Genomic DNA, 26,872 nt, shown 5'->3' on the forward strand with positions numbered 1-26,872 from the left:
ATCCATTTCATCCATGGTGTTAGCAACTTCTATCCGGGATGTTCGGCGTGTCCATTTCTGCTAAAATCGTCAATAACAACTTGTATTGCGGGTGATCTGGATTGATTCGAAAATAAATCCATTGTCGTTCCCGTCGTTCCAAGATGAGCTGGGACTGACGCAATAATTTTAGATGACGACTGACTGCCGGTTGCGAAATATCAAACATCTCGACGAAATCACAGACACAATGTTCCCGAACGTGTAGTCTTCGCAAAATTTCAAGACGTGTTCCATCGCTCAGTAGCTTTAAGAACTGACTCATCTCTTCTACCCGTTTTGCTGTCTCGATCAATGAAGAGTCCTCCTTTCTCTTAAACGTATAATCCATGCATGATACAGGAGCGAAAATGTCAATTTCGCTTTTCACATAACCATATTATTATATAACGTTTTTGTTATGCAATGATTTTTTCATAAATCGATCTAAAACAAAAAAATCGCCATCTCATTCGATGACGATTCTTCTTATATTCTTCATGCAACAACACGTCGTGCTTGTCGTTGCTCCCTCCAACTCACCACTAAGCATGTCACGATAAAACTACCGAGGCCAATCAGTGATAAATGAAGCACCTGTGGACCTACTGAACCATCCATGAACAGTAGACGGCTGAAACCGGAGACTGCATTCGGAACGGGCAGGAATGTTCCAAGCGATTGATAAAACGGTGCCAGCATCTTCGCCGGCACGATGTTTCCGGCAGTCATCAACTGGAACGGAATCAATGCGACGTTGACGAGTGGCGCAATCGGTCCAAATATCGCAAAGTTCATCTGCGTGACGGCGATACAGGTCGCGACGACAAGGAGTTCGAACGCCCACAGTTTGATGAACGGTGTCGTGATGTCCGTTAATACATGTGCCACGGAAACGAGTAGCAATGGAACGACCAGAAGGACGATTCCGTGTAATAGTTGGCGACTCCAAAATAGTGACCAGATTGAATGACGCTTACTTAAGATCGTGCTGACGAGATTGAATTGAATCCCCATCGTCATCGTCGCGATATAGATGACGAACCCGAGGACGAGTGGCAGCATCGATAATGCAAAATCCGAGACGGCATGCTCCGTGACGACCGATGTCGTGAACGTCGGCTCACCATTCAACTGTTTGCCGATCGTTTCCGTTGCCCGCTCGAGAATCGCATTCGCGAATTCGGCATTCGTCTGGCTGACGTGTGCCGTCAGTTGACGCGAGGCATCATCCTTTTGTAGAACGAGATCGACTTTATTGGCATCGAGTGCTTCCAACCCTTTCGCTTCCGTCGCGAGTGTTTGGACCGTGAACGGTGCTTCCTTTAGTGATATGACGAACGGGTCATTCACTTCGCCAACGACTCCGACGTTCAATTGATCGAGCCGTTCCGTCGTTCCTTCGTAACCAGTCATCCAAACGATGAGGAATAAGAGCGGGACGACGATTGCGAAGACGAGTCCCACTTTCGTTTGTGTCATTGACCAGACATCTTTCCATGCTTTCATATTACGATCTCCTTTTATATGCATTACTTATAATATCATGTGCAACTATATGTCCGAAGGAAAACCATTCACGTCACATTCCGGTGAATGGTCTCAAGTATTTCCTTTAATTGCTCGATTTGCTCTCGCGATAGTCCACGGAACGCTTCGAGTTGTAGCTGATCGAGCTCTGGTCCGAGGCGATCGACGATGTCGCGTCCTTCTCGTGTCATCAAGAGCAGAACCGCTCGTCGGTCCCGGGGGTCCGGCGTCCGAACGATCAGTTCTTTTTTACCGAGCTTATCCAGAATCTTACCAATCGTCGTTTGATCACGTTCTGTCACGAGTGCCAGCTGCTTTTGCGAAACACCATCTTGTTTAGCGAGTTCGCTCAGGACAGAAAACTGCTCTGGTGTCAGACCGAACGCTTCCATCCGTTTAGCAGCAGCACGTTTGAACGCATAATAACTACGGGATAATTGCATGCCAAGCGACCATTCCGATTCTTTCATCCCATCATCTCCATATAGTTGCACTACTTATTATTTATCCACTATACCTGAAGAAGAACAAGTCCGTCAACGGTCTCATTTTGCCTGGCGTTGGCGAATCCCTTCGATATGCGCTTGTTGCGTGGCACGATCGACTTGTGAATGAACCCCGAGTTTCCCTGCAATCGTATCAACTTGACTCGGTGTCAATGGTTTTCCTGTCGCGAGTTGCTCGATCGTCTTGCGAAGGACATTTCGTTTCAAGACACGGACATGCGCTGAATCGACGGTGATCTTTTTCAGTTCACAGCGTTCGCTGAAAACGATCAAGGAGTGAAAGAGCGCGGGATCCGTTCCTTCTAAGAAGCGTTGCATGCTTTTGAGATGCCCTTCATTTTGTTTGATCGGATTATAGAACCGTTGCTTGAAGCGATTCTGGAACTGCTGCGTCCACTGACGGTCCTGCTCGCGTCCGAAAATCCACCCGCTGTAGTTTTTCGATTCGAGTACATAGATGCCACTTTCATGAATGAACGTCACATCGATCTCCGTCGTTCCTTCTCCACGCGCACGTGGTAAGTATGTATTAAAGACATAAGTGCCGTATCCGGAAACTTGATCGAGTTGACGTGTCGTCAAGTATTCGCCCCATTTCCCTTTATCACGAACGATCCGTAAAAACGGTTCGCGCGTTAAACGATAATAACGACTACTGTGATACGAACTGCGTTTTACGAAGAAAAACAGACCAAACGTTCCGAAGAAGAACAGTACCATGATCAGTCCGATTTGAATCAAGAATGGTAAAAATGTTACTAATACATTGTCCACTAGATTTATCTCCTTTCCATATTAACCCTTTATTTTCCACTATATCAGCATAATCAATTTCCACCTCATTTTCCACTATTTGTTATGGAGACTGTCCTATGGTACGGTGAAACAAAGGAAGGTGTTCACTATGGATTCTGTCGTCACGTTCGCACCACTGATCGTCTTATTCTTCATCTGGATGTCCTTATCACAAAAAGCGGACGAAGCGAAACGCCGCCAACAAACGATTCTGAAGAAGCTACAACGGATCGAGGAGCATCTCGGTCTGAATGAGGTGTCACTAGAAGAAGCAGCGTTACAAGTCGAATTAGTTCAGTTGCTTCATGAAGGAAAGACGGTTGAAGCTGTCAAACGCGTTCGAGAGACGCTCGGATCGTCTTTGCTCGAGGCAAAACAATACGTCGATCAACTGAAAAGCGAGCACGGACTATGATCAAAAAGACCATCTGACAGCGAAGTTCAGATGGTCTTTCTATTCATTCCGTTACTTCATATTGTTCGTCCGAAACTGCCTCGAGCCAGAGTGGTGTCCCAGCAGTGATCGCAATTGTGCGAAAACCAGGAAGACCGTGTTGCCCCGTGCCAATGCTTCACAAAATCATGCGTGACGACAACATCTCCTGCTTTCAAATGTCGAGCGGGTTGCCCTTCTTCTTGATACCATCCTTCCCCTTCCGTGACGAGGAGAATTTGATATCCTCCATCATGGATGTGCCAATGGTTCCGCGTCTTCGGCTCGAACGTCACATGTGATACGGAAACGGGTAATGATTCGTCGACAAGTGGTGCTAAATAACTGATACCTGTGAATACCTCTTGATACGCTTCGTTCTTTTCGCCTCGTGGAAACATCTGTACTCCTCCTTTTTACCACGGTTGAGTCGTTGAACCGACCGTAAATTCGCTCACATTCGTATCCTCTGGTTGATCGATCGCAAAGGCGACGATCCGCGCGATACTCTCTGGTGAGATACCGTATTGGTCATATAGTGCAGTCATTCCTTCAAGCGACTCTCCGTGTGAGATCGTCTCGAGCAATTCGGTATGAATCGCTGCCGGATAAATCGTTGCCGTTCGGATGTTCGTTCCTTCTTGCGCCGACTCCATCCGTAAGACTTCCATTAAGTTACGTACTGCCCATTTCGTTGCGCCATATACAGCTCCACCCGGATACGCCTTAAGACCTGCTACGGATGAGGTCGTCAGAATATGCCCCGCACGTTGGGAGGTGAATGTCGGCATGACAGCTGCAATCCCGTTCAAGACACCTTTGAGATTGACGTCAATCATTTGATTCCACTCGTCTACTTGTAAAGCAGATAGTGGAGAACTCGGCATCAGCCCCGCGTTGAGGAAAATTGCATCAATTCGACCATACGCCGTCAATGCTGCTTCGATAAGTCGTTGATTATCTTCCAGTTTCACGACGTCTGTCTCTTGGTATATTGCTTCCCCACCGTCCGCTTGAATCGAATCGACGAGTTTCGCCAGTCGATCATTGCGCCGTGATCCTAAGACTAGCCTTGCCCCCTGCTTTGCAAGTAAGCGTGCTGTTGCTTCTCCAATACCTGAACTTGCTCCTGTGATGATAATGACTTTTCCTTGAATGGCCATGATGATGACTTCCTCTCTTGTTTTCTTATTGTTTCGTGCTCATTTGAACACGTACTGTATCAGCCGATAATAGTTCGGATAATCGATTCGGTTCGACCCAACCAATTCGCGTGTATTTTATATCCGTTTGAAACGACTCATAAAACAGGACGAGACAATCTGATCCATACAGCATGAGATCTCCCGCTTGCACCGTTCCGACATTCTTTGGATTCGTCGGTAACGAGAACGGAAAGTAATGATACTTTTCATTTCCATTCAACTCTTTCATCTGCATCGTCAACGGCAATCTTTTTTGTAATGCCATCGCTGTCTCATTGTCCGCAAAACGAATCGGGACGGTTGTTTCATCGATTTGAAGCAAGACGCTTTTCAACTCCTTTTGTTCTAGATCACTCGGTCGTGACGATTCTATCGTATCGGTACATCCACTCAACAGAAAAAATGTAAGCAGACAACAGTACCATCTATTCATCCGACACCTCGACCGTTCGAATGATTCTCGCCGGAGTACCTGCGACGATCGTACGGGGCGGAACATCGCGTGTCACTGTTGCGTTCGCTGCGACGATCGCATCCTCACCAATCGTCACGCCAGGTAAAACCGTCGCCCCGGCACCAATCCAAGCATTACGCCCGACATGAATCGGCGCTGTCTCAACGCCACCTCTTTTCGTCGGTGATTCCGGATGGTTGACAGTCAGCAACCGTGCGAACGGACCAATTAAGACATGATCGTCCAAACGAATCGAACCAAGATCCGTGAACATGACACCTCGATTGAGGAAAACGTGCTTGCCGATGGATAGATGCCGTCCGAAATCCGTAAATAGAGGCGTTAAGACTCTAACAGACGAATCGATGTCTTGCCCTGTGATCACGGTAAGCGCCTGTCTTCGCTCTTCTTGTGATATCGCTTGATTCAATCGCTGCAATTCCGGTTCGATTTCATCTTGAATGGCATGAATGTGCTCAAGGACCGGATCCGTTGGAAGAATCGTATATTCTTTCACATAAGTTTGTAGTTCAGTCATCGTATATTCTCCTTTCTTTTGATTGCTTGGTCTCATCTTACGGCTGACAACCATTCATGTCTAATGCTAATATTAAGTAATAAACCATACGATTTTTGCATGGATAGAGGTGAAATGATGGAATTACAACAACTCCGCTATTTTTTAGCTTTAGTTGAAGAAAAAAACATTACAAAGGCAGCACGGATCCTTCGTTTGTCGCAACCGGCATTATCGCGTCAGCTGCAACAACTAGAAGAAACGATCGGGGTCGAATTGTTTGAACGGTCGAAACAGGGGTTGCGTTTAACAGAAAAGGGACGATTCTTTGAAGAGCGCGCACGCGAGATGGTTACACTAGCAGATAAAGTATTAGTCGATTTGAATACAAAAGAAGTATTGACTGGTGAAATTCATATCGGTGGTGGCGAAACCCAACAATTGACGACGGTGTTGCAAGCGTTTAGAGAGTTACACACCATTCATCCTGATGTAACGATTCGTATGTACAGCGGCAATGGGAATGATGTACTCGACCGACTCGAAAAGGGATTGCTCGATTTCGGACTTGTCATTGCTCCGTTCGATCTATCCGCGTTTCATTCCTTACCGTTACCCGGTCAGGACCGTTGGGGAATCTTAACACGTCGTGATGCCTCGATCGCACAGTCTAAGTCGATTTCACGAGAACAACTTGTCACCCTCCCGTTACTCTTATCCGAGCAGACACAACTCGATACGTATTTCCGTGAACAGAGTCGTCTAACGCTTGAGGATTGTCAGATTATCGGAACATATAATCTGTTGTTCAATGCGTCCTTACTCGTACGCCAAGGAGTGGGTCACGCTCTAGCAATCGATGGCATCATCGATACGACCGCTTCCGATCTAATCTTTCTTCCCCTTGATCCTCCCGTCGTCTCGGACGTCCATTTGATTTGGAAAAAAGAGGCGACTTTATCGCCTAGTGCGCGTGTATTACTGCGAACGATTAAGGAAAGATATCATTCTTAAGGAGACGATGATACAGATACGATTGTTACGTTTGTTTTAAACTTATACATCCGAATAAATTGACAAGTACCAACTATTTTAAAAATTAATATTGATATAAGTTTTCGCAAAGGAGTGCGATTTATAAAATGAATACATTACATGAATGCTTAGTATGTGGATTTGAAGGATTAGAAGAACCAATCTTTATAGATGGGACATACTCAAAAACATATGAAATATGTCCTTGTTGTGGATTTGAATACGGGTTTAGCGAAGATCATGATGTCATCCATGGTTTTATAACAATACCTGAAGAATTTTTAGAAGTTGCATTTCAGTTGTATCGAAAAAAATGGATAGAAGAAGGAATGCAAATTTTTAATCCAGATACTATTCCTGAGAATAAAAGAAATAAAGATATTTTAAAATTTGATATTTTAATAAAGCAGCTGAAAGGCTTGAAATTAGATTTATCAAATTTTGATATCACTGGATTTTAAAACTTTTACTCGTAATTACCTGATATAGCAAGAAGTTATCTTTTCAGTTTTGCATACATCTGTAGATTTATACCATTCCTATGTATGACATACAACAAACCCTCATTTCGTCTTTGAAATGAGGGTTTTGTTTACAATCTGAGATGACGGATTCTCCGTCGTCTATTGCTGTTAATCCCGCGCCGCGAGACGGTACAGGAGATCAAGTAATTCGATATAGAGCCAGATGATCGTTACGATCAATCCGAATGCCGCGACCCACTCCATCGACTTCGGAGCACCAGCGCGAACTTGTTGCGAGATGAAATCGAAGTCCATTACGAGTGACAAGGATGCTACGATGACGATGACGAACTGAACGCCGATCGCAACCGGTGAGCTACCTGTCATGAATGGGAGGTCGACACTAAATAACGCGAGAATCAAGTTGACTGCATACAAGACGAAAATCGAGAGAATCGCTGCTGTGACCGCAGAACGGAAACGTTGCGTCACTTTAATCATCCCCGTCGAGTAGACGAACCACATCGCAAACGCGACGACGAATGTCGCAACGACTGCTTTTCCGACGATTCCTGGGTACATACTTTCGAACATCAACGATAACGCTCCGACTGCCACACCTTCAACGATTGCATAAACCGGAGAAAGGACTGGAGCAGTTGCTGGTTTGAATGTGATGATCAAAGCAAGGATCAGACCGATGACGAATCCACCGATTAAGGCTGGGAACAACAATCCTTGGTTTTCTGCGAGGAAGAACCAACTGCCCCCTGCTGCTGCCGTGACGAGAGCGAGCATCAAGAAAATCTTGCTCATCGTCCCGCTTTTTGTCATTGGTCGTTCTCCGACACGTGCCGTATCGAATCCGCGACGCAATGCCGGGTTAACTTTAAAACGTGAAGCCATTGCTTTCACTCCTTTTTATGATTCTGTTTTCTACTACGAAGGTTTCCCGAAAAAGTTTCATAATAACCATTGATCAAGCGCTTTTAATTGCAACATGACGACTGGGATCGAGGCTTTCGCATCGATGCGGTAAGATTTCGCTTGTCCGATCAGACCGGACGTGACGAAATCGGCACTTTCTAACCCTTCACCGATCGGACCGAACGCATCACTATCGATTTGGCGATGTCGGTAATGAATGAATCGTTCCGTCGTTCCTTCTTTGACTTTACAACCATCCTCGACGTCCGGACGATTTAACCCGTATTCTGCATAATGCCAAACGGTCGTCGTATCCCAAGGAGAACCAATATGCAGAATTTGACCGTCCGCCTCGATGAAGCGTTCAACCGGTGAACCGGGACCGAAGCCATTTTCTAATGTATGATCAGCAACGAATGTCGCCGCATCTTTCCCCCAGGCAGTCACGGACCACATCGGATGATCGCTTCGAACGACGCCGGGATATGTCCGGAAAACTTCCGGAACACGACCGATGCCGCGTGTGACCGTTTTTGCCGGATCATATGCCGGCATTTCCCGGCGAATCGTTTCCCACCATTCTTCAGGCACAGCCGGTTGACTCCAGTTCTTCGGATCCGAATTATCGGTACTTTGCGCCGGCATCATGATCAACCCTTCCGTCGTGACGACTTCCTGTAAGGCCTCGATCAACGCTTGTACGCCGCCGGGAATCCAGCCGATTTGTTTGAGAGACGAATGGACGAACAATTTCATACCGGGCGTCACACCTAATTCGTGTAACGCCTCTTTGATTTGTGTTTTCGTGACCATGTTTCGTGTTTCCATCGATCTTATCTCCTTACTCGACGACTAGTGCAATCGTCGACCCCGTTTTTCCTTGTTTGACCTCGATTTTTGCGTCAACTCGTGACTTCAGTTCCTGGACGTGACTGATGATCCCGACCATGCGACCGCTCGCTTGAATCGAGAGCAACGTCTCGATTGCTTGTTCAAGTGATTCTGGATCAAGTGTTCCGAATCCTTCATCGATGAACATCGTCTCAAGTGACACGCCACCGCTCGCTTCTTGAACGACTTCCGACAACCCGAGCGCAAGGGCAAGGGATGCTTTAAAGCTTTCGCCACCGGATAACGTCTTGACATGCCGTGTTTGCGACGTGTAAGCGTCAAAGACATTTAAATCAAGCCCGTATTTCTTAAGCCCTTTTCCCGCCTCCGTTTTCCGTTCAAGCTGGAAACGCCCGGAGGTCATCTCGTGCAGATGCCGGTTTGCGGCGAACAATATTTCATCAAAGTATGCCGTCTGGACGTACGTCTCAAACGTCATCCGTTGCGCATTCTCCCCGACACCAACGCGAGCGAGTTCGCCGATGATGCCGTATCTCGCATCCTCGTCCTCAATCTGGCGTTGCAAGCTTTCCCAGGCCGCCATCAATTGATCGATATGTGCGCGTTCCTTCTCGAGCCCGACTCGTCGGTCGGTCTGCTCCGTCAGTTCGAGCGACACCGTCTTCACATCCATCCGCAACTGTTCAAGATCCGGACGCACTTGACCTTCCGTCTTCAAACGGGCTTGTTCCTGTTTCAGCTTCAATTCCTGCCGTTCGAGGCGATCTTGTTCCAAACGTTCTTGGAGGTGACGGAGTTCTTCACGAGACCGTCTCGCTTCGCGGAAGGCTTCAATCGTCATAAACGCTTCTTCTGCCAAGACAGCTTGCAATTCGTTTTCGCGGTTCGTTAATCGGTCGCTTTGTTCAGCAGATGCCTCAGTCAATTGACGGAATCGACCTTGGTGTTCCGCGAAGTCACGATCGAGCTGTTCCTTCTCGCGTAGCTGGCGTTGTTTGTCTTGTTTGAACTGCTCGATACGTGTTTCTGCCTGTTGTTGTTCCTCACGGAGTGCTGATAGCGATTTCTCTGACGCTCCTGATTGACTTAGGCGACCAGACAAGTGTGCCAATTCCGATTCGATAACGGTCCGGTCTTTGATCATTGCATCGATTTTCAGTTGTAGCTGATCCATGGATTGCTCGAGTTGTTGCAGGCGAGTCTCAAGACGCACTTTTTCCGTCTGTGCTGACGCTAATCGGGCTTCCGTCTGTTCGACTTCCCGAAGCTGTGCTGAAACATCTGCATGAGATGACTCGTTTTCACTCGTCTTTTGAATCTCGGTCGTCAGTTGTCCGAGACGTTCGGCAACCGTTCGGTACGAGGCTTGTAACTCTTGATGCGCTTGTTGGGCTTCTAGGAACCGCTGTTGCGCTACATCGACGGATAGTTCCTTTACGACGGCGACAGCATGCTGTGGATGCGACGTACTGCCGCAGACTGGGCAAGCCGTCCCGTCTGTCAATCCTTTGGCAAGTTCAGCAGCCAGTTGTTCCCGTTCGTATCTGCGCGCTTCTTCGTATTGGCGCGCTGCTGCCTCTTTTTGATCCCGAACGCTTTTGCCGCGGACAATCAGCTGTTGCCGTTCTACTTCCAATTTGTCATGTTCCGCCATCTTCGTCGCCAGCTGTTGCAGGATGAAGCGCCGTTCTTGCACCTTTAAGCGCTCTGCTCCGATGTTTTGCAATGGATGCAGTTGTTCTTGAACAGTCTTACGCTCCGTCCGTGCTTGTTCGAGTTGCTTCCGTAATGGCTCTGGGTCCAGAAGCTTCGAACGTTCGATTAGTTGTTGCTGTTGTTGTCGTAAAGCCGTTTCTGCTTCCAACCGTTCGCGTTCTTCTTGAATCTTTTCGAGGCGACGACTGAGTTGCTCGATCTGTGGTTCCTCCGCTAGCAATCGATCCACTTTTGCTTGCACGACATCTTGTTGCTCTTTCAAGCGAGCGATGTGCTGCTCGGTTTCCTGTTTTCGACGCGTGAGTTGCGTCAATTGTTCTTGATCCTGCTGCCACTGGTCATAGATCGGTCCGATGATTTGAGCGCGCTCAGCCGCCATTGCTTCTTCTTGCATCTGTTTGATTTCCGGTAAGCGATCCACTAGCAACTGTTCCGTCTGTTGAAGTCGCTCCTGCTCTTGGAAAACCGCTTCGAGTTGCTCGCCTTGTTGCAATTGTGTCGTTTTCTTCTCGACGATCGCACGGGTCTCTATTTCAGCTTGACGAGCAGCCGTTAACCATTCGTCCCGTTCTGTCGTCAATGCCTCCATCCGTAACCGGATGTCGCCTTCCGTCAGTTCACTCCAGTTCGCTTGCACAGGTAGTTCCTCAAGCTTGGCCCATTGCTTCGTCTTCGTTTCCTTGATGCGTGCCGCAAGATCGAGCGCTTGTCGGTGCAAACGTTGCTGGAACTCACCATAGTGTTCCGTCTTAAACAGCTGTTTGAGAATCTGGAGTTTGTCTTTTGACTCTGCCATCAACAGTTCGCGGAACTTATTTTGCGGCAACAGGAGAATTTGCGAAAACTGTTTATGGTCGAGCTGAATCAGCTCTTGAACCCGTTGCTTGATTTCCGGAATCTTGACCGCGAGCGGTTTCCACGTCGTTCCGTCGAACCGAGCGAGCTCCGCTTCATGCGAGTAGCCGGTTTTATTGACCGGATGCGGTTGACTTGGTTGGCGGATGATCCGGTACCTTTCCCCTTTCAGCGTAAACTCCAGTTCAACTTCCGTCTTTTGCTCGGGCACGGCAAAATGACTTCGCAGTTCGCTCATTTCCCGTTCGCCGCCTGACGTTTCGCCATACAGGGCGAACGTCAATGCGTCAAAGATTGTCGTTTTTCCTGCCCCGGTATTCCCGGAGATGACGAACATCGTCCGTCCGGCAAGTGCCGTGAAATCAATCGTCTCTTCACCAGCAAATGGTCCAAAGGCGCGTAATGTCAGTCGTTCTGGGCGCATGTCGCTTCCTCCTTCAGGACGGCTTGCATCGCTTCCGTCGGTTTCTTCTCACGGACTGCTTCATAGAACTCACTGAACAGGTCCGCAACGGATGCATCCTTGACTTGTTCACGCGACGCCTTGACCGCCCGTGTACTCTCGCGGACGAATCCGATTCGCTCGAGGTGCAGGATGTTCGGATAGATCTTCTTCAGCTTGCCCATCGGATCCATCAAGGCTTCGCCGTCCGTTAGGTTGATCTTTAAGTAATCGTCCGTGTCTTGTGTCGTGACGAATGCCGGGTCTGTCAGCTCCGCGAGACTTCCAGTCAGTTCCCGCAAGTCACGTTTCGGTGCAAGTGGTTCGAATCGGCGATCGAACGTACCCACTTCGTTCAACGTCAACACATCGACTCCTTTGACATGATGGGCTTCCGAGAATGAATATTTCAAGAGCGATCCGCTGTAGCGAACCGTCTCGGATTGAATTGCAAGCGGATTGTGTAAATGACCGAGTGCCGCATACGTAAACGGTGCAAATTGGCTCGCACTGACCTGTCCTGCTGTTCCAACGGACAATTGCCGCTCCGAATCCGTCTCGAGTCCACCGATTACAAAAGCATGACCGACGAGGACACTCGGTCCATCCGGAATACATCCGGCAAGGATCGTCCGCATCGCGTCATCATGTGTTTTGATCGTTTCGTCCTTGTACACGTACCGAACGGTCGCAGGATCGGCAAATGGCACAGGGTAAAACGACACTCCTTTGATCGTGACCGGAGTAATGACCGGCGTTAATTTTCCGACGAGATGCAGACCGGCCCGTTGGAGTAACGTCGTTCCGAAACTTAACCGTTCGGCCGAATCGTGATTTCCACTGATCGCAACGACCGGGATATCCCGGTCAAGGATCAAGGCAGCGAGCGTCTCATCAAGCAGTTCGACGGCTTCCGTTGGTGGTACAGCGCGGTCGTACAAGTCACCTGCAATGACGATCGCATCCGGTTGTTCACGGTCGACGAGTGTCAAGAAATCAGCCAAAACAGCCCGTTGATTCTCGAGCATTGATTCCCCGTGAACGATTTTGCCGAGATGCCAATCGGCAGTATGTATCCATTTCATCTTCATCACACTCACTTTTTGAATATAGTAGCTTAAGTGTAGCATGCAAGCGGTCGTTCTGCGACGAACATCCGTTTGGAACACAAAAAGAAGGAGTCATCATATTTCTTAGCGACTCAACAATGAATTTGAAGAAATAAAAAGTATACTTTTTGTTATTGAAGAGAAGCACTATGCGTTATCTTTCACCTGAATTTCTTAGGTGATTTATACGATGCTCAAACAAATCTGACGAAATTTTGATGTTTTGAAAAACCTTACTTCCGGTCACTTCCAATATCCAATAAATGTATTTTGTGTTAAGCTAGTGTCGTTATACCTCAAGTAATAATTGAATCATGTCAGGACTCTCGTAAACTTTAATCGTTATGGATCATCCATTGAAATATGAGGAGGTAAAACGTGAAAAAACTTATACTGTTAGCTCTGTTATGTACTTTATTATCTGCCTGTAGCATCAACGAGTCTAAACTCAGTTTGAGTGAGTTACAGACAATACCTAACGATGTACAAATGAAAATTAATCCTGACTCTACTTTGCAATTGATTAACACGAAAGATGATATCGCCTATATTGTCTATAACACAAAGAAAACAATTACTACTGATCTCGAATCAAAAGAAGATACAGTGAAAATAAAATTGGACGAATCTAACGATACTAGTAAGAAAATGAAACAACATGTCTTTAAATTAACATTAGATTCTAAGCATGAAATTATCGATGTCTATTTAAACGGTAAATCTGCTGTATTCGATAACGTAACCGGTTCATGATTTTTGATTTCATAAAAAAATGAACACATATCACCCTCATTTTACTTGTAGATTGAGGGGATATACAAAAAAGCAGAAGGCGAATGCCTCCTGCTTTTTTCACTCTCGTGACGAATGTGTTATTTCGTCCGTTGTTTTCTAAAGCGTTGAACGGAACGAATCACAGAAACCGATCCGCCGATGATCGCACCGACGCCGACTACGATGCCTGTTTTAAATTTTTTGCCCGATTGTTCTGATTTATGCGTTGCTTGATTGTGTTCAAAAAGTTGTTGGAGGGGCGACGACGTCTCGACTTCGAGAATTTTCGATGCATCCTGATGCACGTCTTCTCTACGTTCGACACTACAAGGTGACAGATAGAATGGGTTCAAGTTTGTCCGGTACCGATCCGGATTCCAGTTGGCTTGCTGAACAACTGCTTGGGCGTCTTCCGTCTGTGCTTGATCCTTGATTGGATCGAATTCTTGTTTCATCTGAATCACTCCTCTTCACGTTCAAAACTTGTAGACCGATTTATGTCTGAAGTCTTATTTACCTGTTTTTCAAACATTTAAAACATATATATTTAAAATTAGTTTTACTGTTTTATGAACGTTAGCCGAAATAGGCATGATAGAGCCGTTTCGCTTTGACGAGATCCGCCTCGCCATGAATCAGAACACGTCCATCTCGGAAAGCGACCATCCGATGTTCGTCCGTCGTAAACGCCAGCAAATATGGATTATGGGCGGAAATCGCAGCGACCGGCTGGAGACGTTGTTTCAACTGTTCCAGATCCCGCTGTCCGTCTCCGCGGATTTGAACGGCATCCCGACCGCACAGTGCCGTGAAACGAACCGTTTGATCCGATAAGTAAGGGTAGGACGGATCGATGCCGCACGACGGGCACTCCGTTTGCTTCAGTGACTGGACGTTAATTTGTTGAAACGTATTCGACCAGACATCAAACGCAAGCAAGCGCGTCCGCATGGCGTCCGTTTTTCCGCTCAACCACTTCAACGCTTCCGTCACCTGCAAGGAAGCGACCATCTGTACAGCTGGTCCGATGATTCCCGCTGTATCACACGTCTCCTGATCTCGCGGTAATTGATCGAGCAGACAATGCAGACACGGCGTCTCCCCGGGACGGACGGTAAACGTGATCCCATAACTGCCGACGCATCCACCATAAATCCACGGAATCGAACGCATCGACGCCATGTCGTTCATCAGCAAGCGAATATCGAAATTGTCCGTCGCGTCGATGATCAGATCGATATCATCGAGAAGCCACGTCAGCGCTGCCCGGTCGACGTCTACTACATGCGCTTCGATCGTCACCGTCGAATTAATCGCTTCAAGCCGTGCTTTTGCGGCAATCGCTTTTGGTACGATATGACGCGCATCCTCCTCGGTATAAAGCTGTTGTCGTTGTAGATTACTCCACTCGACATAATCACGGTCGACGATTCGGACGACGCCGACACCGGCGCGAACGAGTTGTTCTGCCGATGCCGTTCCGAGCGCTCCCATGCCGATGATCAGTACCTTTGCTGCAGCTAAGCGTGCTTGTCCCGCTTCCCCGATCGGTTGAAATCGAGTTTGCCGTGAGTAACGGTTCATCGAATCAATCCACTCGTTGGACTACTCGCGACCGCATACTGTTTTTTCTCGATTCGTCCCGCTTCGTATCCGAAGCGCCCTGCTTCGACAGCTAGTCGCATGGCGTGCGCCATCTTGACCGGATCTTTCGCATGGGCGACAGCGGAGTTTAATAAGACACCGTCCGCACCGAGTTCCATCGCATAGGCGACGTCGGTCGGCGAGCCGATCCCGGCGTCGACGATGACCGGGACCGTCGTCTGCTCGATGATGAATCGTAGATGAAGTGGGTTGAGAATGCCTTGCCCGGAACCGATTGGTGATGCAGCCGGCATGATGGCGTGACAACCGAGTTCCTCGAGTCGCCGTGCAAGGACGACATCGTCTGACGTATACGGTAAGACGATGAAGCCTTCTTTGAGTAATTCTTCAGAAGCCCGTAACGTCTCGATCGGATCAGGTAGTAACGTCTTATCGCAACCAATCACTTCGACCTTGACCATGTCACACATACCGGATGCCCGCGCAAGCTTCGCTAACCGAACAGCTTCCTCCGCCGTCTTCGCACCAGCCGTGTTTGGAAGTAGATCGTACTTCGCTAAATCAAGCGACTCCAAGAAATTCGCTTGTTGTTTGTCGAAGATATCGAGCCGACGGACGGCAAATGTCAAAATTTGTGAAGCAGACGCATCGATTGCTTTCTGCTGTACCGTAGCATCCGTATATTTCCCTGTTCCGAGCAATAACCGTGATTCAAATGTCTTTTCTCCAATTTTCAGCATGTTTATCCTCCTCCTACGAAATGAACGATTTCAAATGTGTCATTGTCCCGAACGACTGTCTGACCGTACGCCATGCGATCGATAATTTGTCGATTCTGTTCGACGATGACGAGCTTTTCCCCTAAGCCGAGTTGCGTGAGCATGTCCTCGATCGTTTTAATCTGTTCGATCGTGTGGTCATTGCCGTTAATCGTAATGTTCATCGGACTTCCTCCTTCTGAATCAACCGTAATGTATTTACCAAGACTTCCGCTGTCGCTGGTGCGAGTAATATGCCATGCCGATGATGCCCTGTCGCTAGGAAGATCCGACGGGATGAATCGGTGACTCCGATATATGGCAAGCCGGACACCGTTTGCGGTCGTACACCGGACCAGACTTCTTCGATGACCGCGTCACGAATCGGTGGATACAGTCGTTCTGCTGCTTGAAGCAGTGACATGATCCCAGCGACACTGACGCCGACCGTCTCGTCGTGCGGCAGTTCGGTCGCACCGATCAAAATCCGTCCGTCAGCTTTTGGCACGAGGTAGACGGCTTCATCAAACAGAATCGAGCGTAACGGCTGACCCGCGAGACGGACGGCGAGACACTCCCCTTTGACCCCATATGTCGCGATCGAATTTCCGACTGTATCGAGCAAGGCTTGCGACCCGCGTCCGGCAGCGACCGTCACTGTTCGTCCGGTCCACGTTCCTGCGTTCGATTCGATCCTGATGAAGTCATCGTTCTCTTCGATGCGTGTGACATCTACCTGTTCTTCAATCGATATGCCACGTGCGTGTAAGGCATACATCAATGCAGTCGTCAGTCGTCGTGGATCGATTTGACCGACAGCTGGAAACAGATGCTCGCTTCCTTTACGTTTTAACAAAAACGGTTGTTCCCGGTACCCACAATCGATGCCTGTCTCTCGCTCGAGTCGACGTGCAAGCAACGGATACAGACGACGACTACGTGCGGCAAGTACATGCAATTCCGCCCTCAGCTCGATGTCCGTCGCGAGCATCCCGGCAGCTGCGCGGCTCGTTCCTCGTCCGCATGTTCCACGTTCTAAGACGACGACGGATTCATTCTGACAGGCGAGACCATAAGCAAGCGTCAACCCGATGACTCCACCGCCGATGATGATGTGATTCGTCATACGCGAACCCCCTGATAACGCTTGACGGCGGCGAGTGGATCCGATTGACCGAGAATACCCGATAAGACGGCGATTCCGGTTGCCCCGGTCGCTGCGATTTCAGGCATGCATTCTGGTGTAATCCCACCGATCGCAATGACTGGTTTCGTCGTGAAGGTGACGACTTGCTTTAATGCGTCGATCCCTCGGGGTGGTAGGTCCGGCTTCGACGCTGTCGGATAAATATGACCGTACAGCAGTCGGTCGGCTCCTTCCGCTTCTGCTGCCAGTGCCTCTGCTAGTGAATGGACCGATTTCCCGATGACGAGATTCGGAAAATGACGTCGCACATCGCGGACACGCAAGGAACGGCGCGTCAGCTGCACACCGATGCCGGCGACATGGGCGACGTCGACCCGGTCATGAACCGTTAACTGTTCAGGCGAATAACCATGCCCAAGGAGTGCTTCAATCAGATCAAGTAATTCTGCCGCCGATAAGTTCGGTTCACGTAGATGCAGCTGATCCGTATAGGGTTGAAGTGATTGAAAGGTCTTTATTTCGTCAAGCGGATGAATGGATCCCGTCGAAATCAGATGTAAACGCATCATGTTCTTCCTTTCCATACGAAAAAGGACCACTCCCGATGTTGAAGGGAGTGGTCCGAAAATGCGCTGAAGCGCTAAGGATATCTAGGGTTTCGAGCCACTTCCCTCCGCTAGTACGAACTAGATCAGGTTCAAAGGGTCCGGATACTTCCGTCTCAGTCTGCTGGGAGACTCCCCTAGTGTCTTTTCGTGTTTAATTGGCTTGCCCCATTAGTCTAGCATGAGTCGCTTTGCTTCGCTAGTCCTAGTTGAGCGCTTCCACTTGCTGAATCAGCTCCGATTTCGTCGGTCGCTGTTGCTCTTGGCTGTCGGCATACGTCTGCTTTAGCTTCAGGATGCGCATTACTTTAGCATCGAGCATCTCCGGCGTCAGCGTTTGGTCTTTGACGGCTTGCATCACTTCAGCATGAACTTTTGCGTAAGCACCTGCCTCTGAAAACATCGCCATATCAGCTCCATTGACGAGCGACTGACGTGCCGCTTCTGCGAGACCATATCGTTTCGTGATCGCTCCCATGACGAGATCATCCGTGATGATGACACCGTTGAATCCGAGTTGCTGACGCAAGAGGTCAGTCAAGATCGGCTTTGAGAGCGAGGATGGATTCGTATCGTCATACGCGGGATAGAGAATATGGGCAACCATCACCATCTCGGCGCCCTCTTGAATCGCTTCTTTAAACGGTAACAGTTCCGTCTGCTTCAGTTCTTCCTTTGATGCCGTCACTTTCGGTAGCCCGACATGGGAATCGACACTCGTATTGCCGTGACCGGGAAAATGTTTGACGACCGGAATCGTTCCCGTCTCCTGCATCCCGTGCATCAGGGCCGTACCAAGCGTCGCGACGGTCTTCGGATCAGCACTGAACGCACGGTCGCCGATGATCGGATTGTTCGGATTACTGTTGACGTCTAGGACCGGTGCGAAGTCCATGTTGAAGCCATAAAATCGTGACAAATGTCCGAGCGTACGTCCGACATCTTCCATTTTCGCATCATCTGCTCCTTGCGCCATCCGTTGACTCGTCGGTAGACGTAATCGTTGATCCGGTACCCGGCTGACCCGTCCGCCTTCTTCATCGATCCCAACAAACGCATACGGTTTTTGATTCGTCTCTTGAATCGCACGTGTGAACGTCAAGAGTTGTTCTTCTGACGTGATGTTTCCGCCGAGCAATAAGACCCCGCCAATCGCATGCGTCTGTAACAATTTCCGGTCAGCTGCTGAAAGTTCCGTGCCGGCGACTCCGATATAGAGCAGTTGATCGATTTTTTCTGACGTCGACATCGCTTTTAATTGTTGCTTTAGTTTTGCTTGTTGTCGTTCTTCTTTCGTCGGCTCAGGCTTCGGTTTCTTTTCTTCTGTCGGTTGTTTCGATTCCGGTTGTGATGATTTCGTTGGTTCCGTCGTCTCCTGCGCACACCCTGCAAGCAACAGGCAACCGATCAGTACGACTTTCTTCACAAAGGATCCTCGCTCCGGACACCATTGATCGAATAATAGACGGAAATCTCAGCGTTCAGGGATTGCGAGACCGAACAATATTTATCCTTTGATAACGAGATGGCGCGACGGACCTTATCTTCCGGGAGATCTCCTTCGAGCCGGTAATGAATCGAGATCGACGTAAAACGCCGCGGATGGTCCTCTGCCCGTTCTCCTTCGATATCCATTTCGAAATGGGTGATCGTCAAGCGCATCTTCTCTAAGATCGAAACGATATCAATTCCGGTACAGCCGGCAACGGCATGTAGCAGTAGCTCAGTCGGTCGCGGCGCTTGATTTTCACCCCCGTTTTCGGGTGCTGCATCCATCGCCAGGTGATGCCCTGATTCCGTCTGTCCACTAAACCCCATCTGTTTGTTCCATGTCACTGTCGCTTGCATCGTTTCCACTCCTTTATAAGTAGTCTTCTTCTGTAGTATACGCAAAAAACAGTACGCCTGGAAATTCACACGCTATTTCGAATAATGGTTCTTTTCCCGAAATCTTGCTTTGCGATACCCGACGAAATCGTTTCATGCTATCCTGTTACTCATAGTTTCGCGCGCAAGCGCTAGAATTGAGGAATTATCCATGTCACCTACTACTCGTTTAAGTCGACGCGATTGGCTCTTGATCGCCACGTTGTCGCTCCTGACGTTCGTACTCGGAACAAGCGAATTCGTCATCGTCGGGATCCTCGCTGAAATCTCCTCAGCCCTTGATATCACGATCGCAACAGCCGGTACGCTCGTCTCAGCCTTTGCCATCTCCTTTGCAATCGGTACACCGATCGTCATGTCGCTGACCGGTCATCTGGAACGGCGTCGCCTGATCCTACGTCTCTTACTCGCCTGGGTCTTACTGAACCTTGCCAGTAGTTTTGCTCCAAGTTACGAAGTGTTGCTCGCAACCCGCATTCTGACAGCCATCTTGACTGGTGTCTTGATCTCGCTCGCAATGGTCGTCGCAAGTGACGGTGTACCTGTCGCGAAGCGCGGTGTCGCCGTCTCGTTCATTTTCGGTGGTTTTACACTTGCGAACGTTTTAGGTGTCCCGATCGGAACGTTCATCGGGCAACATGCTGGCTTTGAAGCCACGTTCTGGCTAACGACAGTCATGGGAATGATTGCGTTCCTCGCAGTATGGAAGATCGTTCCGGTCCAGCAATCGACGGGTTCTGGTTCTATTAAGGAACAGCTTGGATTGCTCGCCAACCCACGGATCCTGATCGCCTTCTTTATTCCGTCGTTTGGATTCGGGGCAACTTACGTCGTCTACACATATCTCGTGCCGATTCTGCAAACAGAACTCGGGATTGCGAAAACGTGGATCAGTCCGATCTTGCTCGCTTACGGCGTCGTCTCAATCTTTAGTAACATCCTTGCCGGCAAGATTGCTAGCAAAAATCCGATGGGACGCTTACGGTTCGTCTTCGTCGTGCAAGCAGTCGTTCTTGCTGCATTATACTTCACGACAGCATCCCTTCCGCTTGGTCTGTTCAACATCGCCTTGATGTCGTTGATGTCGATTCTACTGACGACTTCGACACAAATCTATTTGATTGACCTCGCTGAAAAGTTCAACCCGGAAGCAAAAGGACTCGCCGCTTCATTGATGCCGGTTGCGAGTAACGTCGGGATTGCTTTTGGTTCGGCACTCGGTGGCATCGTCTATGCGAACGGTCCGATGATGAACACGGCACTCGTCGGTGGACTGGTCGCGCTCGTTGCTGCTTTATTGACTGCAGTCAGTCATCGCCTCGATCAACGGTCATGAAACCGTTACCTTATCCTTTTTTGTAACAGGTCGATGACGGTTCGATGACGTTATGATGATAGTCCCCATCTCGCTGATGATTTTTCAGTATGATGGGGACTATGTTGTAGTAGAGGAGTGTCTGAAAGTGAAAGCATTACACATCATCGGTCTCGGTCTGTTGACGATCATCCGACTCTGGCTCGGAATCCAGTGGTTCATCGCTGGAATCGGTAAGTACATTAATGGCTTTGATGCAAAACCGTTTCTCGAAGGAGCGCTCGCGAAGTCAACTGGTGAAGACGCATTCGTCAGTTCCTGGTACGCGACGTGGATTGAGCAACTCGCCTTACCGAACGACGGGCTGATCAACGCCTTGATTCCGTTCGCGGAACTCGTCGTCGGGATTCTGTTGATTCTTAGTCTGTTGACAGTTCCTGCACTGGTTGTCGGAAGCATCATGAATCTCAATTACTTACTCGCTGGGACGATCGCATTGAATCCAGTATTCTTAGCAGCGTCAATCGCCTTACTGGCTGCAGGACGCTTTGCGTATCAAATCGGCATCGATCACTGGATCATCCGCTGGTATCGTTCGTCGCAGCAACCGCATCCCCTGGACCGGATTCCGGTCTAACGAAAAAAACTCTCCCAAACGCGGGAGAGTTATTTTTTTTGTTGCTCAAGAATCGTCTGTTGTGTCGGGGTCCCGCCGACTGAGACCGTACGCTCGAGGAATAGGTATGGTTTACCATCAACTTCAAAGCGACGGTCACCGAGATAACGTGCCGAATGCCCATCCGTTGCGAGTTTTTGTTCGATTGCTGCGACATGTTCGTCGAGTGAATAAAACCGATCGTCAAACGTCATCGTGATGTTTTTCTTACGATACCCGAGTAAGAAATTGTAGTAGAACCAATACATAGCACCTGCGAAGACGACAAAAATCAAGAATTGCATATGAGTTCCCCCTTTGTATAGTCTTTATACGTTGGAAGAAAACGGGAGGTTTCAAGTTATTGAATGAAATTTCTATAACTTACTTCAATCGCATATCACTTAGTGATAACTTAACCTTGGAATTTTTATTTCTAATGTTTCCCTCATATTCAATATTTGCTGATGTTGGATTGAAAACCAATACTCTGTAATCATCATTTTTTAGCTGATAAGAAAAATAAATGCGTCCATTTTCCAAAATCGAGACCGGGAATCCACTTCCATCTGTGAATTTTTTACGATCAGGAAGTGGAACTTGATGTACTGTATATTTTTCCGACTCTATATCCAACGTATTCCAGCTTAACTGTGTATCATCATTTTCATTTATCGTCACGATTAATTTGCCTTCATTTAAAATCCGAGTATTCAAATCGTCTCCTTCCAGTTGCTTTAATCGTTTCGTCTTTTTTCCGTCTGTCATAAGCAGACGCTGCTGTTCAGTATCGGGGTTATTCTTAGAAAAATATGTTTGAGAAAAAAGTAGTTGTCCTTTATAGAACGACTCAATGTATTCATTCTTCTTTAATTTGATTGGTAGTTGTTGTTTACGTACGCTATTATTTTTTAAGTTAATGACATAAATAAAGCTTCTTTGGGTCTGCTCATCCATCGAATAGCGCTCCACATAAAGGAGATCTTCTGTTCGTTGAAAGGGTGAGTAGGCGTACTTTTTATTATTAACTTCTGAGGGAGTGCTCAATTGTTTTGTCGTCAATTTTTTAGTTTTAAGATCCCAGTATTGCAACTCCCAACTACCGTCTTCTCGACCTTTTAATCCGTATGTTACAGAATCTTGCATGAGAGTATCCGTTTCCTCTTGCATGAATTGTTTAAACGAACGTGGTGCTTCATCGTATATATAAACACGATCGAGATACAGATTATTTAGATAAGATGATTTTGATTCAGAGACTTGTCCATCTCTAATCGAAACAGCGTAATCTGTGGGTTGACGAACTACATCGATTAAGTTGATTTGTAGATTTTGAAGAGTGCTTTGCTTTGGGTTACCGCTCTTTGTTTCAACTATCAATTCAGGTTTTTCTAAATTCAAGACGTATCCTACGTAAAAAGCTAGTGATGCGACACTGATTAGTATAAAACCTATAAAATATTTATATGAACGCATATTATCCTCCTTAGACCGAGATTTTCCATTTCAGAAGTCGTAAACTTCTCCACAAGGCATAAATCATATAGATAAAAACAAACCCTATAAATAAGGCATCTTTTTCAGAACTTAGTAATAAATGTGTTTGATCTAAAAAGTAGAGACAAATGAACGAATACGCTACAAAAATTGTCGTTTCAATCGCGACTCGAATCAATCCTTTTACTTTTCGATGTGATCGCTCCAACAAAACGAGCAAAAAGATTAAACAGATAACCATTGTAGAAATAAGGATGATGAGAATCATATTGGTTAAATTCGTCGTATAAAATTCTTCCAATGAACTACTGAATATATTCGTATTAGAACTTTTTTGATACTCCGCTTGGATTGACCAATCAAATAAATAAGATCCAACCTTAAGAAAACACCATTGCAAACCAATAAAGCTAATCATGACCAGAAATACAGCAGTTAATTTTGAAAAGAAAATGCTATATCTTCGCCCTGGAAGCATTAATAGTCGATAGATGTATTTTGTTTCCCCAAGCCAATCACGATACCAAATTTGAAATGCGTAAATCACAACGAATACAATTCCTATCAAAGTCATAAATACGAAAAAAGATGTCGTATCTGCATAATCTAGCTTTCCAATTTGTTGAAGTGCCTCTGATAATGTTGCACGATTATTTTCCATGAAATTCTTGATCTCTTGCTCATGAAGCATCACTTGCGCAACGACCGACACCAGCTCAATTGCTACCATAGCAAGTACGACAATCACATAAAGCTTAAAACTCCGCTTAATCTCTTCGTTCGTCAATTGTATGTATTGTTTCATCGCTGATAGACCTCCCGCATCCGGTCCTGAACCGATTTCCCGTACAGTTCTCGCATCTCTTCCGTCTCATGTTCATCGATGATTCGACCGTCCTGCAAGAAGACGACTCGGTCGATCAAATGCTCGATTTCCTGAATTTCGTGTGTCGTCATCAGGATACCGCGCCCTTCCATGAAATGACTCGAGAATAGTCCTGCGATCTGTTCTTTCGTAAACAGATCGATCCCAGCGAATGGTTCGTCGAGTAGTAAGTACGGACGATCGAGCGCAAAACCAAGAATCAAGCTGACCTTCGCCTGGTTCCCTTTTGATAAGTCCGTGATCTTATCTGTCGATAACAACTGGAAGATCCGCATCAGTTCATCAGCTGTCGCCTGGTTCCAGTCGGAGTAATAATCCGCCATATACGTCAGCGCATCACCGACCGTCATGTAGCCGGGCATCGTCTGGATATCCGGAACGAAGGCGATTTTGTTTCGATTGACCTCGCCATCGACGAGAACCGTTCCCGCGTTGACTGGGACGAGACCTGCGATTGCCTTCAGGATCGTTGATTTCCCCTCACCGTTAAGTCCAATCAGACACGTCAATTGATTCATCGGAACCGAGAACGATACTCCTTGAAGAACCGGTTTTTTCCCGTACTTCTTTTGTAAGCCATGGACTTCAAGCATCGATCTTCCTCCGTTCCGTTTCCTGATAGACCGCCTCGACCTTCGAGACGACCTCATCGAGTGGGATTTGAATTGCCTTGACGGCATCGATGAATTCAGAGACGGCTTCTTCCAGCATCTCGGCACGTACTTTTTGGACGACTTGTGGATCACGTGTAATCTTACTCGGGACATTCCGTTCTGTTGTAATCAATTGCTGCTCCTCCATCTCTTTGTATGCTTTTTGTGCGGTATTCGGATTGATTCCGAGCTGTGCGGCGATTTCGCGGCGGGACGGGATTTCTTGCCCGCTTTGCAATTCCTCGGTCGCAATTCGTTGTTTGAACCAACGGACGACCTGCAGGTACACCGGGCTTCTTTGGTCGAACTGCATCGGTAGACCTCCCTTTCCTGTATAATGTATTAAAACAATAATACACTTCTCTTCTGTATCATACTCACCATACAGTTTGACTGTCAAGATAGTTTGTCTTCTTTATCACGAAAAAACCACCATCCGATTTTGGATGGTGGTCACTTCACTCGTTAATAGGGATTCGGATCTTCCTGCGGTGTATCCGGAATCTCGGTTGGTTCTGGGAACGTATCCGGTTCCGGCTGACGGACTGGGTCCTCCTGTGGCGTATCTGGCACCTCACTCGGTGGTGTCTGCGGGACCTCGTCCGGTTGATGATCCGGTTCGCGTTCTGGCACTTCATTCGGATTTTTCTTCATCTTGATCTCCCCCTTAAGACGTAATGTAATCGCCACCGTTGATATGAATCGTCTGACCTGTGACGTAACTTGAATCGCGGGAGGCGAGATACACATAGGCCGCTGCATTCTCAGACGGTTGACCCCGACGCTTCATTAACGTGTTTTCCCCGTGTGCCTCCACTTTTTCCTTCGTGAACGTCGCTGGAATGAGCGGTGTCCAAATCGGACCTGGTGCGACGGCATTGACCCGAATCCCTTGTTTGATCAAGCTTGATGCAAGTGAACGCGTCAGTGTCGCGATTGCTCCCTTCGTCGCCGAATAATCGATCAACGTTGGTGCACCGGCGTATGCTGTCACGGACGAGGTATTGATGATCGTGTCTTCTTTTTTTAGATGCGGCAATGCGGCTTGCGTCAGGTAGACAATCGAGAATACATTCGTCTCGAACGTTTCTCGGAGTTGATCCGGTGTGATGGCTAGAAAGTCATCTTGCGGGAATTGTTTCCCGGCATTATTAACGAGAATGTTCAATTGTCCAAACTCTGCGATGACGGTATCGATGATTGGTTGTGCGTGTTCCGGTCGACTAATATCTTTCGCGATCTTTAATGCTTTGACGCCGTATGATTCGATGGTTGCCACCGTTTTTTCAGCGTCTTTCCCCTCATTTAAGTAAACGATCGCGACGTTCGCCCCTTCTTTAGCGAAAGCGACGGCAACAGCACGCCCGATTCCACTATCCCCTCCGGTAATCAACGCGACTTTCCCTTTTAACTTACCTGAACCGACATAATCTGGATCATCGTAGATCGGCTCCGGTTTCATGATATATTCGATGCCCGGCTGTCGCTCCTGCGTCTGCCCTCGTGCTTCCTGATGTAACGCTTCGAACTGCTCTTCCCTCATGAACGTTCCACTCCCTCATCGATGACATAATGAATCATATGTTCAACGATTCCCTTGCGAAGTATATGTAAACGCTTTTCTAAAAAAGTCAGATGTCATTCGTCAACAGGGGCGGGAATATACTCGTTCGGAGCATATGCGTGAGTTCACTTGGATACAACGTATATTGATCTAACTTTTCGAACGGTACGAACCGATATGTCAATCCTTCACCTTCTGGTCCATAGAAGTCATCCGTTGAGAGCGGTAATGGTTCACGGCACGTCACTTCATAAAATAGTCCCAGTTCGTGAAATTGGTGCGCCGCATAATCAAAGAAATTTTCATGGAGGAAACGGAAGACCGGTGGCTCGATCAACTGACCTAGTTCTTCTAATATTTCACGTTCAATCGCTTTGGCACCATTTTCACCGAAGTGAACACGCCCTCCCGGTAATGACCAAAAATCATCTTCTCCTTGACGATGAATCAAAAGATGTCCATCTTGTATGAGCAGCGCCACTGCGCGAATGTTAAGCTTTTTTTGATCTACTGTAAACGTTAAGTCCATTTTATTTCCTACTCTCTTCTTATTAGATTCCCATACTTTCTCATCATTTCCCACGATTCTATTTTGTCATCAAATTCATCTCGTTGTAACATAAATTCATCTTGATTTTAAAGGATTTTCGAATTGAACGATCACTCAA

34 protein-coding genes and 1 riboswitch are annotated in these 26,872 nt (G+C 47.5%); of the genes, 6 read left to right on the plus strand and 28 right to left on the minus strand.

Translation table 11 applies throughout. The features are described 5' to 3' along the window. Positions 1-19: 19 nt before the first annotated feature. The 4 genes from EXG77_RS10010 to EXG77_RS10025 form a co-directional block, all read right to left on the minus strand. Entirely contained in the window at positions 20-334 is a 315-nt protein-coding gene (locus tag EXG77_RS10010; RefSeq protein ID WP_023467875.1) for a helix-turn-helix transcriptional regulator, read from the minus strand. 182 nt (positions 335-516) lie between these two features. Further along, positions 517-1,527, minus strand: coding sequence for a hypothetical protein (locus tag EXG77_RS10015; protein WP_052017164.1), 1,011 nt, complete (start codon positions 1,525-1,527; stop codon positions 517-519). A gap of 68 nt (positions 1,528-1,595) precedes the next feature. Next, entirely contained in the window at positions 1,596-2,018 is a 423-nt protein-coding gene (locus tag EXG77_RS10020) for a MarR family winged helix-turn-helix transcriptional regulator (protein WP_035397998.1), read from the minus strand. Positions 2,019-2,093: 75 nt separating this feature from the next. Further along, the gene (locus tag EXG77_RS10025) at positions 2,094-2,828 is read right to left on the minus strand and encodes a nuclease-related domain-containing protein (protein ID WP_035398000.1); all 735 of its coding nucleotides are present in this window, start codon (positions 2,826-2,828) and stop codon (positions 2,094-2,096) included. 130 nt (positions 2,829-2,958) lie between these two features. Between EXG77_RS10025 and EXG77_RS10030 the strand changes: the two genes are divergently transcribed. Continuing rightward, positions 2,959-3,264 (plus strand): hypothetical protein, encoded by a 306-nt coding sequence (locus tag EXG77_RS10030; protein WP_035398001.1) that lies wholly within the window; start codon positions 2,959-2,961, stop codon positions 3,262-3,264. A 56-nt stretch (positions 3,265-3,320) separates the two neighbouring features. Here the strand turns inward: EXG77_RS10030 and EXG77_RS10035 are convergent, their stop codons facing one another. The 4 genes from EXG77_RS10035 to EXG77_RS10050 all read right to left on the minus strand — a co-directional run bounded on the left by EXG77_RS10035 (position 3,321) and on the right by EXG77_RS10050 (position 5,479). Further along, positions 3,321-3,683, minus strand: a complete 363-nt coding sequence (locus EXG77_RS10035; protein WP_370448371.1) for a cupin domain-containing protein — start codon at positions 3,681-3,683, stop codon at positions 3,321-3,323. A 15-nt stretch (positions 3,684-3,698) separates the two neighbouring features. Beyond that, on the minus strand, positions 3,699-4,445 hold the full coding sequence (locus EXG77_RS10040; protein WP_035398003.1) for an SDR family oxidoreductase: 747 nt from the start codon (positions 4,443-4,445) through the stop codon (positions 3,699-3,701). 25 nt (positions 4,446-4,470) lie between these two features. Continuing rightward, a complete protein-coding gene (locus EXG77_RS10045; protein ID WP_119182614.1) occupies positions 4,471-4,809 on the minus strand; it encodes a cyclophilin-like fold protein in 339 nt (112 codons plus the stop codon). Between the two features lie 103 nt (positions 4,810-4,912). Beyond that, positions 4,913-5,479, minus strand: coding sequence for a DapH/DapD/GlmU-related protein (locus tag EXG77_RS10050; protein ID WP_035398006.1), 567 nt, complete (start codon positions 5,477-5,479; stop codon positions 4,913-4,915). A 117-nt stretch (positions 5,480-5,596) separates the two neighbouring features. On the opposite strand from EXG77_RS10050, the gene EXG77_RS10055 reads away from it, so the two are divergent. After that, positions 5,597-6,472 carry a LysR family transcriptional regulator gene (locus tag EXG77_RS10055; protein WP_035398008.1) on the plus strand — a complete coding sequence of 292 codons (876 nt, stop codon included), beginning with the start codon at positions 5,597-5,599 and terminating at the stop codon, positions 6,470-6,472. A gap of 128 nt (positions 6,473-6,600) precedes the next feature. Next, positions 6,601-6,954 (plus strand): hypothetical protein, encoded by a 354-nt coding sequence (locus tag EXG77_RS10060; RefSeq protein ID WP_023467865.1) that lies wholly within the window; start codon positions 6,601-6,603, stop codon positions 6,952-6,954. A gap of 171 nt (positions 6,955-7,125) precedes the next feature. Here EXG77_RS10060 and EXG77_RS10065 read toward each other — a convergent pair whose 3' ends face one another. The 4 genes from EXG77_RS10065 to EXG77_RS10080 are packed head-to-tail and all read right to left on the minus strand — an operon-like array spanning position 7,126 to position 12,834. Further along, complete coding sequence (locus EXG77_RS10065; RefSeq protein ID WP_035398010.1) at positions 7,126-7,863, minus strand: Bax inhibitor-1/YccA family protein; 738 nt, start codon at positions 7,861-7,863, stop codon at positions 7,126-7,128. A gap of 57 nt (positions 7,864-7,920) precedes the next feature. Continuing rightward, positions 7,921-8,712: an aminoglycoside N(3)-acetyltransferase gene (locus tag EXG77_RS10070; RefSeq protein WP_035398012.1), complete on the minus strand. Its 792-nt coding sequence runs from the start codon at positions 8,710-8,712 to the stop codon at positions 7,921-7,923. Positions 8,713-8,725: 13 nt separating this feature from the next. Next, the gene (locus tag EXG77_RS10075) at positions 8,726-11,731 is read right to left on the minus strand and encodes an AAA family ATPase (protein WP_035398015.1); all 3,006 of its coding nucleotides are present in this window, start codon (positions 11,729-11,731) and stop codon (positions 8,726-8,728) included. After that, the gene (locus EXG77_RS10080; protein ID WP_035398645.1) at positions 11,713-12,834 is read right to left on the minus strand and encodes an exonuclease SbcCD subunit D; all 1,122 of its coding nucleotides are present in this window, start codon (positions 12,832-12,834) and stop codon (positions 11,713-11,715) included. Before EXG77_RS10080 ends, EXG77_RS10075 begins: the two co-directional genes overlap by 19 nt. A gap of 402 nt (positions 12,835-13,236) precedes the next feature. Between EXG77_RS10080 and EXG77_RS10085 the strand changes: the two genes are divergently transcribed. Further along, positions 13,237-13,611 carry a hypothetical protein gene (locus EXG77_RS10085; RefSeq protein WP_035398016.1) on the plus strand — a complete coding sequence of 125 codons (375 nt, stop codon included), beginning with the start codon at positions 13,237-13,239 and terminating at the stop codon, positions 13,609-13,611. A gap of 119 nt (positions 13,612-13,730) precedes the next feature. Here the strand turns inward: EXG77_RS10085 and EXG77_RS10090 are convergent, their stop codons facing one another. The 8 genes from EXG77_RS10090 to EXG77_RS10125 all read right to left on the minus strand — a co-directional run bounded on the left by EXG77_RS10090 (position 13,731) and on the right by EXG77_RS10125 (position 19,595). Continuing rightward, on the minus strand, positions 13,731-14,087 hold the full coding sequence (locus EXG77_RS10090) for a hypothetical protein (RefSeq protein ID WP_023467859.1): 357 nt from the start codon (positions 14,085-14,087) through the stop codon (positions 13,731-13,733). A 121-nt stretch (positions 14,088-14,208) separates the two neighbouring features. Beyond that, complete coding sequence (locus tag EXG77_RS10095) at positions 14,209-15,216, minus strand: ThiF family adenylyltransferase (protein WP_035398019.1); 1,008 nt, start codon at positions 15,214-15,216, stop codon at positions 14,209-14,211. Next, complete coding sequence (locus EXG77_RS10100) at positions 15,213-15,977, minus strand: thiazole synthase (protein WP_035398021.1); 765 nt, start codon at positions 15,975-15,977, stop codon at positions 15,213-15,215. The genes EXG77_RS10095 and EXG77_RS10100 overlap by 4 nt, the downstream gene beginning before the upstream one ends. Positions 15,978-15,979: 2 nt before the next feature. Then, the gene (thiS, locus tag EXG77_RS10105) at positions 15,980-16,180 is read right to left on the minus strand and encodes a sulfur carrier protein ThiS (RefSeq protein WP_023467856.1); all 201 of its coding nucleotides are present in this window, start codon (positions 16,178-16,180) and stop codon (positions 15,980-15,982) included. Further along, positions 16,177-17,121: an FAD-dependent oxidoreductase gene (locus tag EXG77_RS10110; RefSeq protein WP_052017166.1), complete on the minus strand. Its 945-nt coding sequence runs from the start codon at positions 17,119-17,121 to the stop codon at positions 16,177-16,179. Before EXG77_RS10110 ends, thiS begins: the two co-directional genes overlap by 4 nt. Further along, positions 17,118-17,711, minus strand: a complete 594-nt coding sequence (locus EXG77_RS10115) for a thiamine phosphate synthase (RefSeq protein WP_023467854.1) — start codon at positions 17,709-17,711, stop codon at positions 17,118-17,120. Before EXG77_RS10115 ends, EXG77_RS10110 begins: the two co-directional genes overlap by 4 nt. An 82-nt stretch (positions 17,712-17,793) precedes the next feature. Next, positions 17,794-17,896: riboswitch (TPP riboswitch) on the minus strand. A 56-nt stretch (positions 17,897-17,952) separates the two neighbouring features. Next, positions 17,953-19,173, minus strand: a complete 1,221-nt coding sequence (gene nagZ, locus EXG77_RS10120; RefSeq protein WP_035398024.1) for a beta-N-acetylhexosaminidase — start codon at positions 19,171-19,173, stop codon at positions 17,953-17,955. Then, positions 19,170-19,595: an OsmC family protein gene (locus EXG77_RS10125; RefSeq protein ID WP_023467853.1), complete on the minus strand. Its 426-nt coding sequence runs from the start codon at positions 19,593-19,595 to the stop codon at positions 19,170-19,172. Before EXG77_RS10125 ends, nagZ begins: the two co-directional genes overlap by 4 nt. Positions 19,596-19,785: 190 nt before the next feature. On the opposite strand from EXG77_RS10125, the gene EXG77_RS10130 reads away from it, so the two are divergent. Continuing rightward, positions 19,786-20,970, plus strand: coding sequence for an MFS transporter (locus EXG77_RS10130; RefSeq protein WP_035398026.1), 1,185 nt, complete (start codon positions 19,786-19,788; stop codon positions 20,968-20,970). Positions 20,971-21,097: 127 nt separating this feature from the next. Then, complete coding sequence (locus EXG77_RS10135; RefSeq protein ID WP_052017167.1) at positions 21,098-21,586, plus strand: DoxX family membrane protein; 489 nt, start codon at positions 21,098-21,100, stop codon at positions 21,584-21,586. Between the two features lie 29 nt (positions 21,587-21,615). Here EXG77_RS10135 and EXG77_RS10140 read toward each other — a convergent pair whose 3' ends face one another. The 8 genes from EXG77_RS10140 to EXG77_RS10175 form a co-directional block, all read right to left on the minus strand. Continuing rightward, positions 21,616-21,909, minus strand: coding sequence for a hypothetical protein (locus tag EXG77_RS10140; protein ID WP_023467850.1), 294 nt, complete (start codon positions 21,907-21,909; stop codon positions 21,616-21,618). 79 nt (positions 21,910-21,988) lie between these two features. Then, positions 21,989-23,080 (minus strand): hypothetical protein, encoded by a 1,092-nt coding sequence (locus EXG77_RS10145; protein ID WP_035398029.1) that lies wholly within the window; start codon positions 23,078-23,080, stop codon positions 21,989-21,991. A gap of 10 nt (positions 23,081-23,090) precedes the next feature. Next, the gene (locus EXG77_RS10150; protein WP_035398031.1) at positions 23,091-23,906 is read right to left on the minus strand and encodes a hypothetical protein; all 816 of its coding nucleotides are present in this window, start codon (positions 23,904-23,906) and stop codon (positions 23,091-23,093) included. Beyond that, the gene (locus EXG77_RS10155; RefSeq protein WP_035398033.1) at positions 23,903-24,580 is read right to left on the minus strand and encodes an ATP-binding cassette domain-containing protein; all 678 of its coding nucleotides are present in this window, start codon (positions 24,578-24,580) and stop codon (positions 23,903-23,905) included. The genes EXG77_RS10150 and EXG77_RS10155 overlap by 4 nt, the downstream gene beginning before the upstream one ends. Then, positions 24,573-24,953, minus strand: coding sequence for a GntR family transcriptional regulator (locus EXG77_RS10160; protein WP_035398037.1), 381 nt, complete (start codon positions 24,951-24,953; stop codon positions 24,573-24,575). Before EXG77_RS10160 ends, EXG77_RS10155 begins: the two co-directional genes overlap by 8 nt. Before the next feature lie 152 nt (positions 24,954-25,105). Then, positions 25,106-25,294 carry a hypothetical protein gene (locus EXG77_RS10165; RefSeq protein ID WP_023467845.1) on the minus strand — a complete coding sequence of 63 codons (189 nt, stop codon included), beginning with the start codon at positions 25,292-25,294 and terminating at the stop codon, positions 25,106-25,108. Between the two features lie 13 nt (positions 25,295-25,307). Beyond that, positions 25,308-26,183: an SDR family oxidoreductase gene (locus tag EXG77_RS10170; RefSeq protein ID WP_023467844.1), complete on the minus strand. Its 876-nt coding sequence runs from the start codon at positions 26,181-26,183 to the stop codon at positions 25,308-25,310. A gap of 88 nt (positions 26,184-26,271) precedes the next feature. Then, entirely contained in the window at positions 26,272-26,685 is a 414-nt protein-coding gene (locus tag EXG77_RS10175) for an NUDIX hydrolase (protein WP_238987943.1), read from the minus strand. Positions 26,686-26,872 lie beyond the last annotated feature (187 nt).

The sequence above is a fragment of the Exiguobacterium sp. OS-77 genome (assembly GCF_000414195.2).
GTDB lineage: Bacteria > Bacillota > Bacilli > Exiguobacteriales > Exiguobacteriaceae > Exiguobacterium_A > Exiguobacterium_A indicum.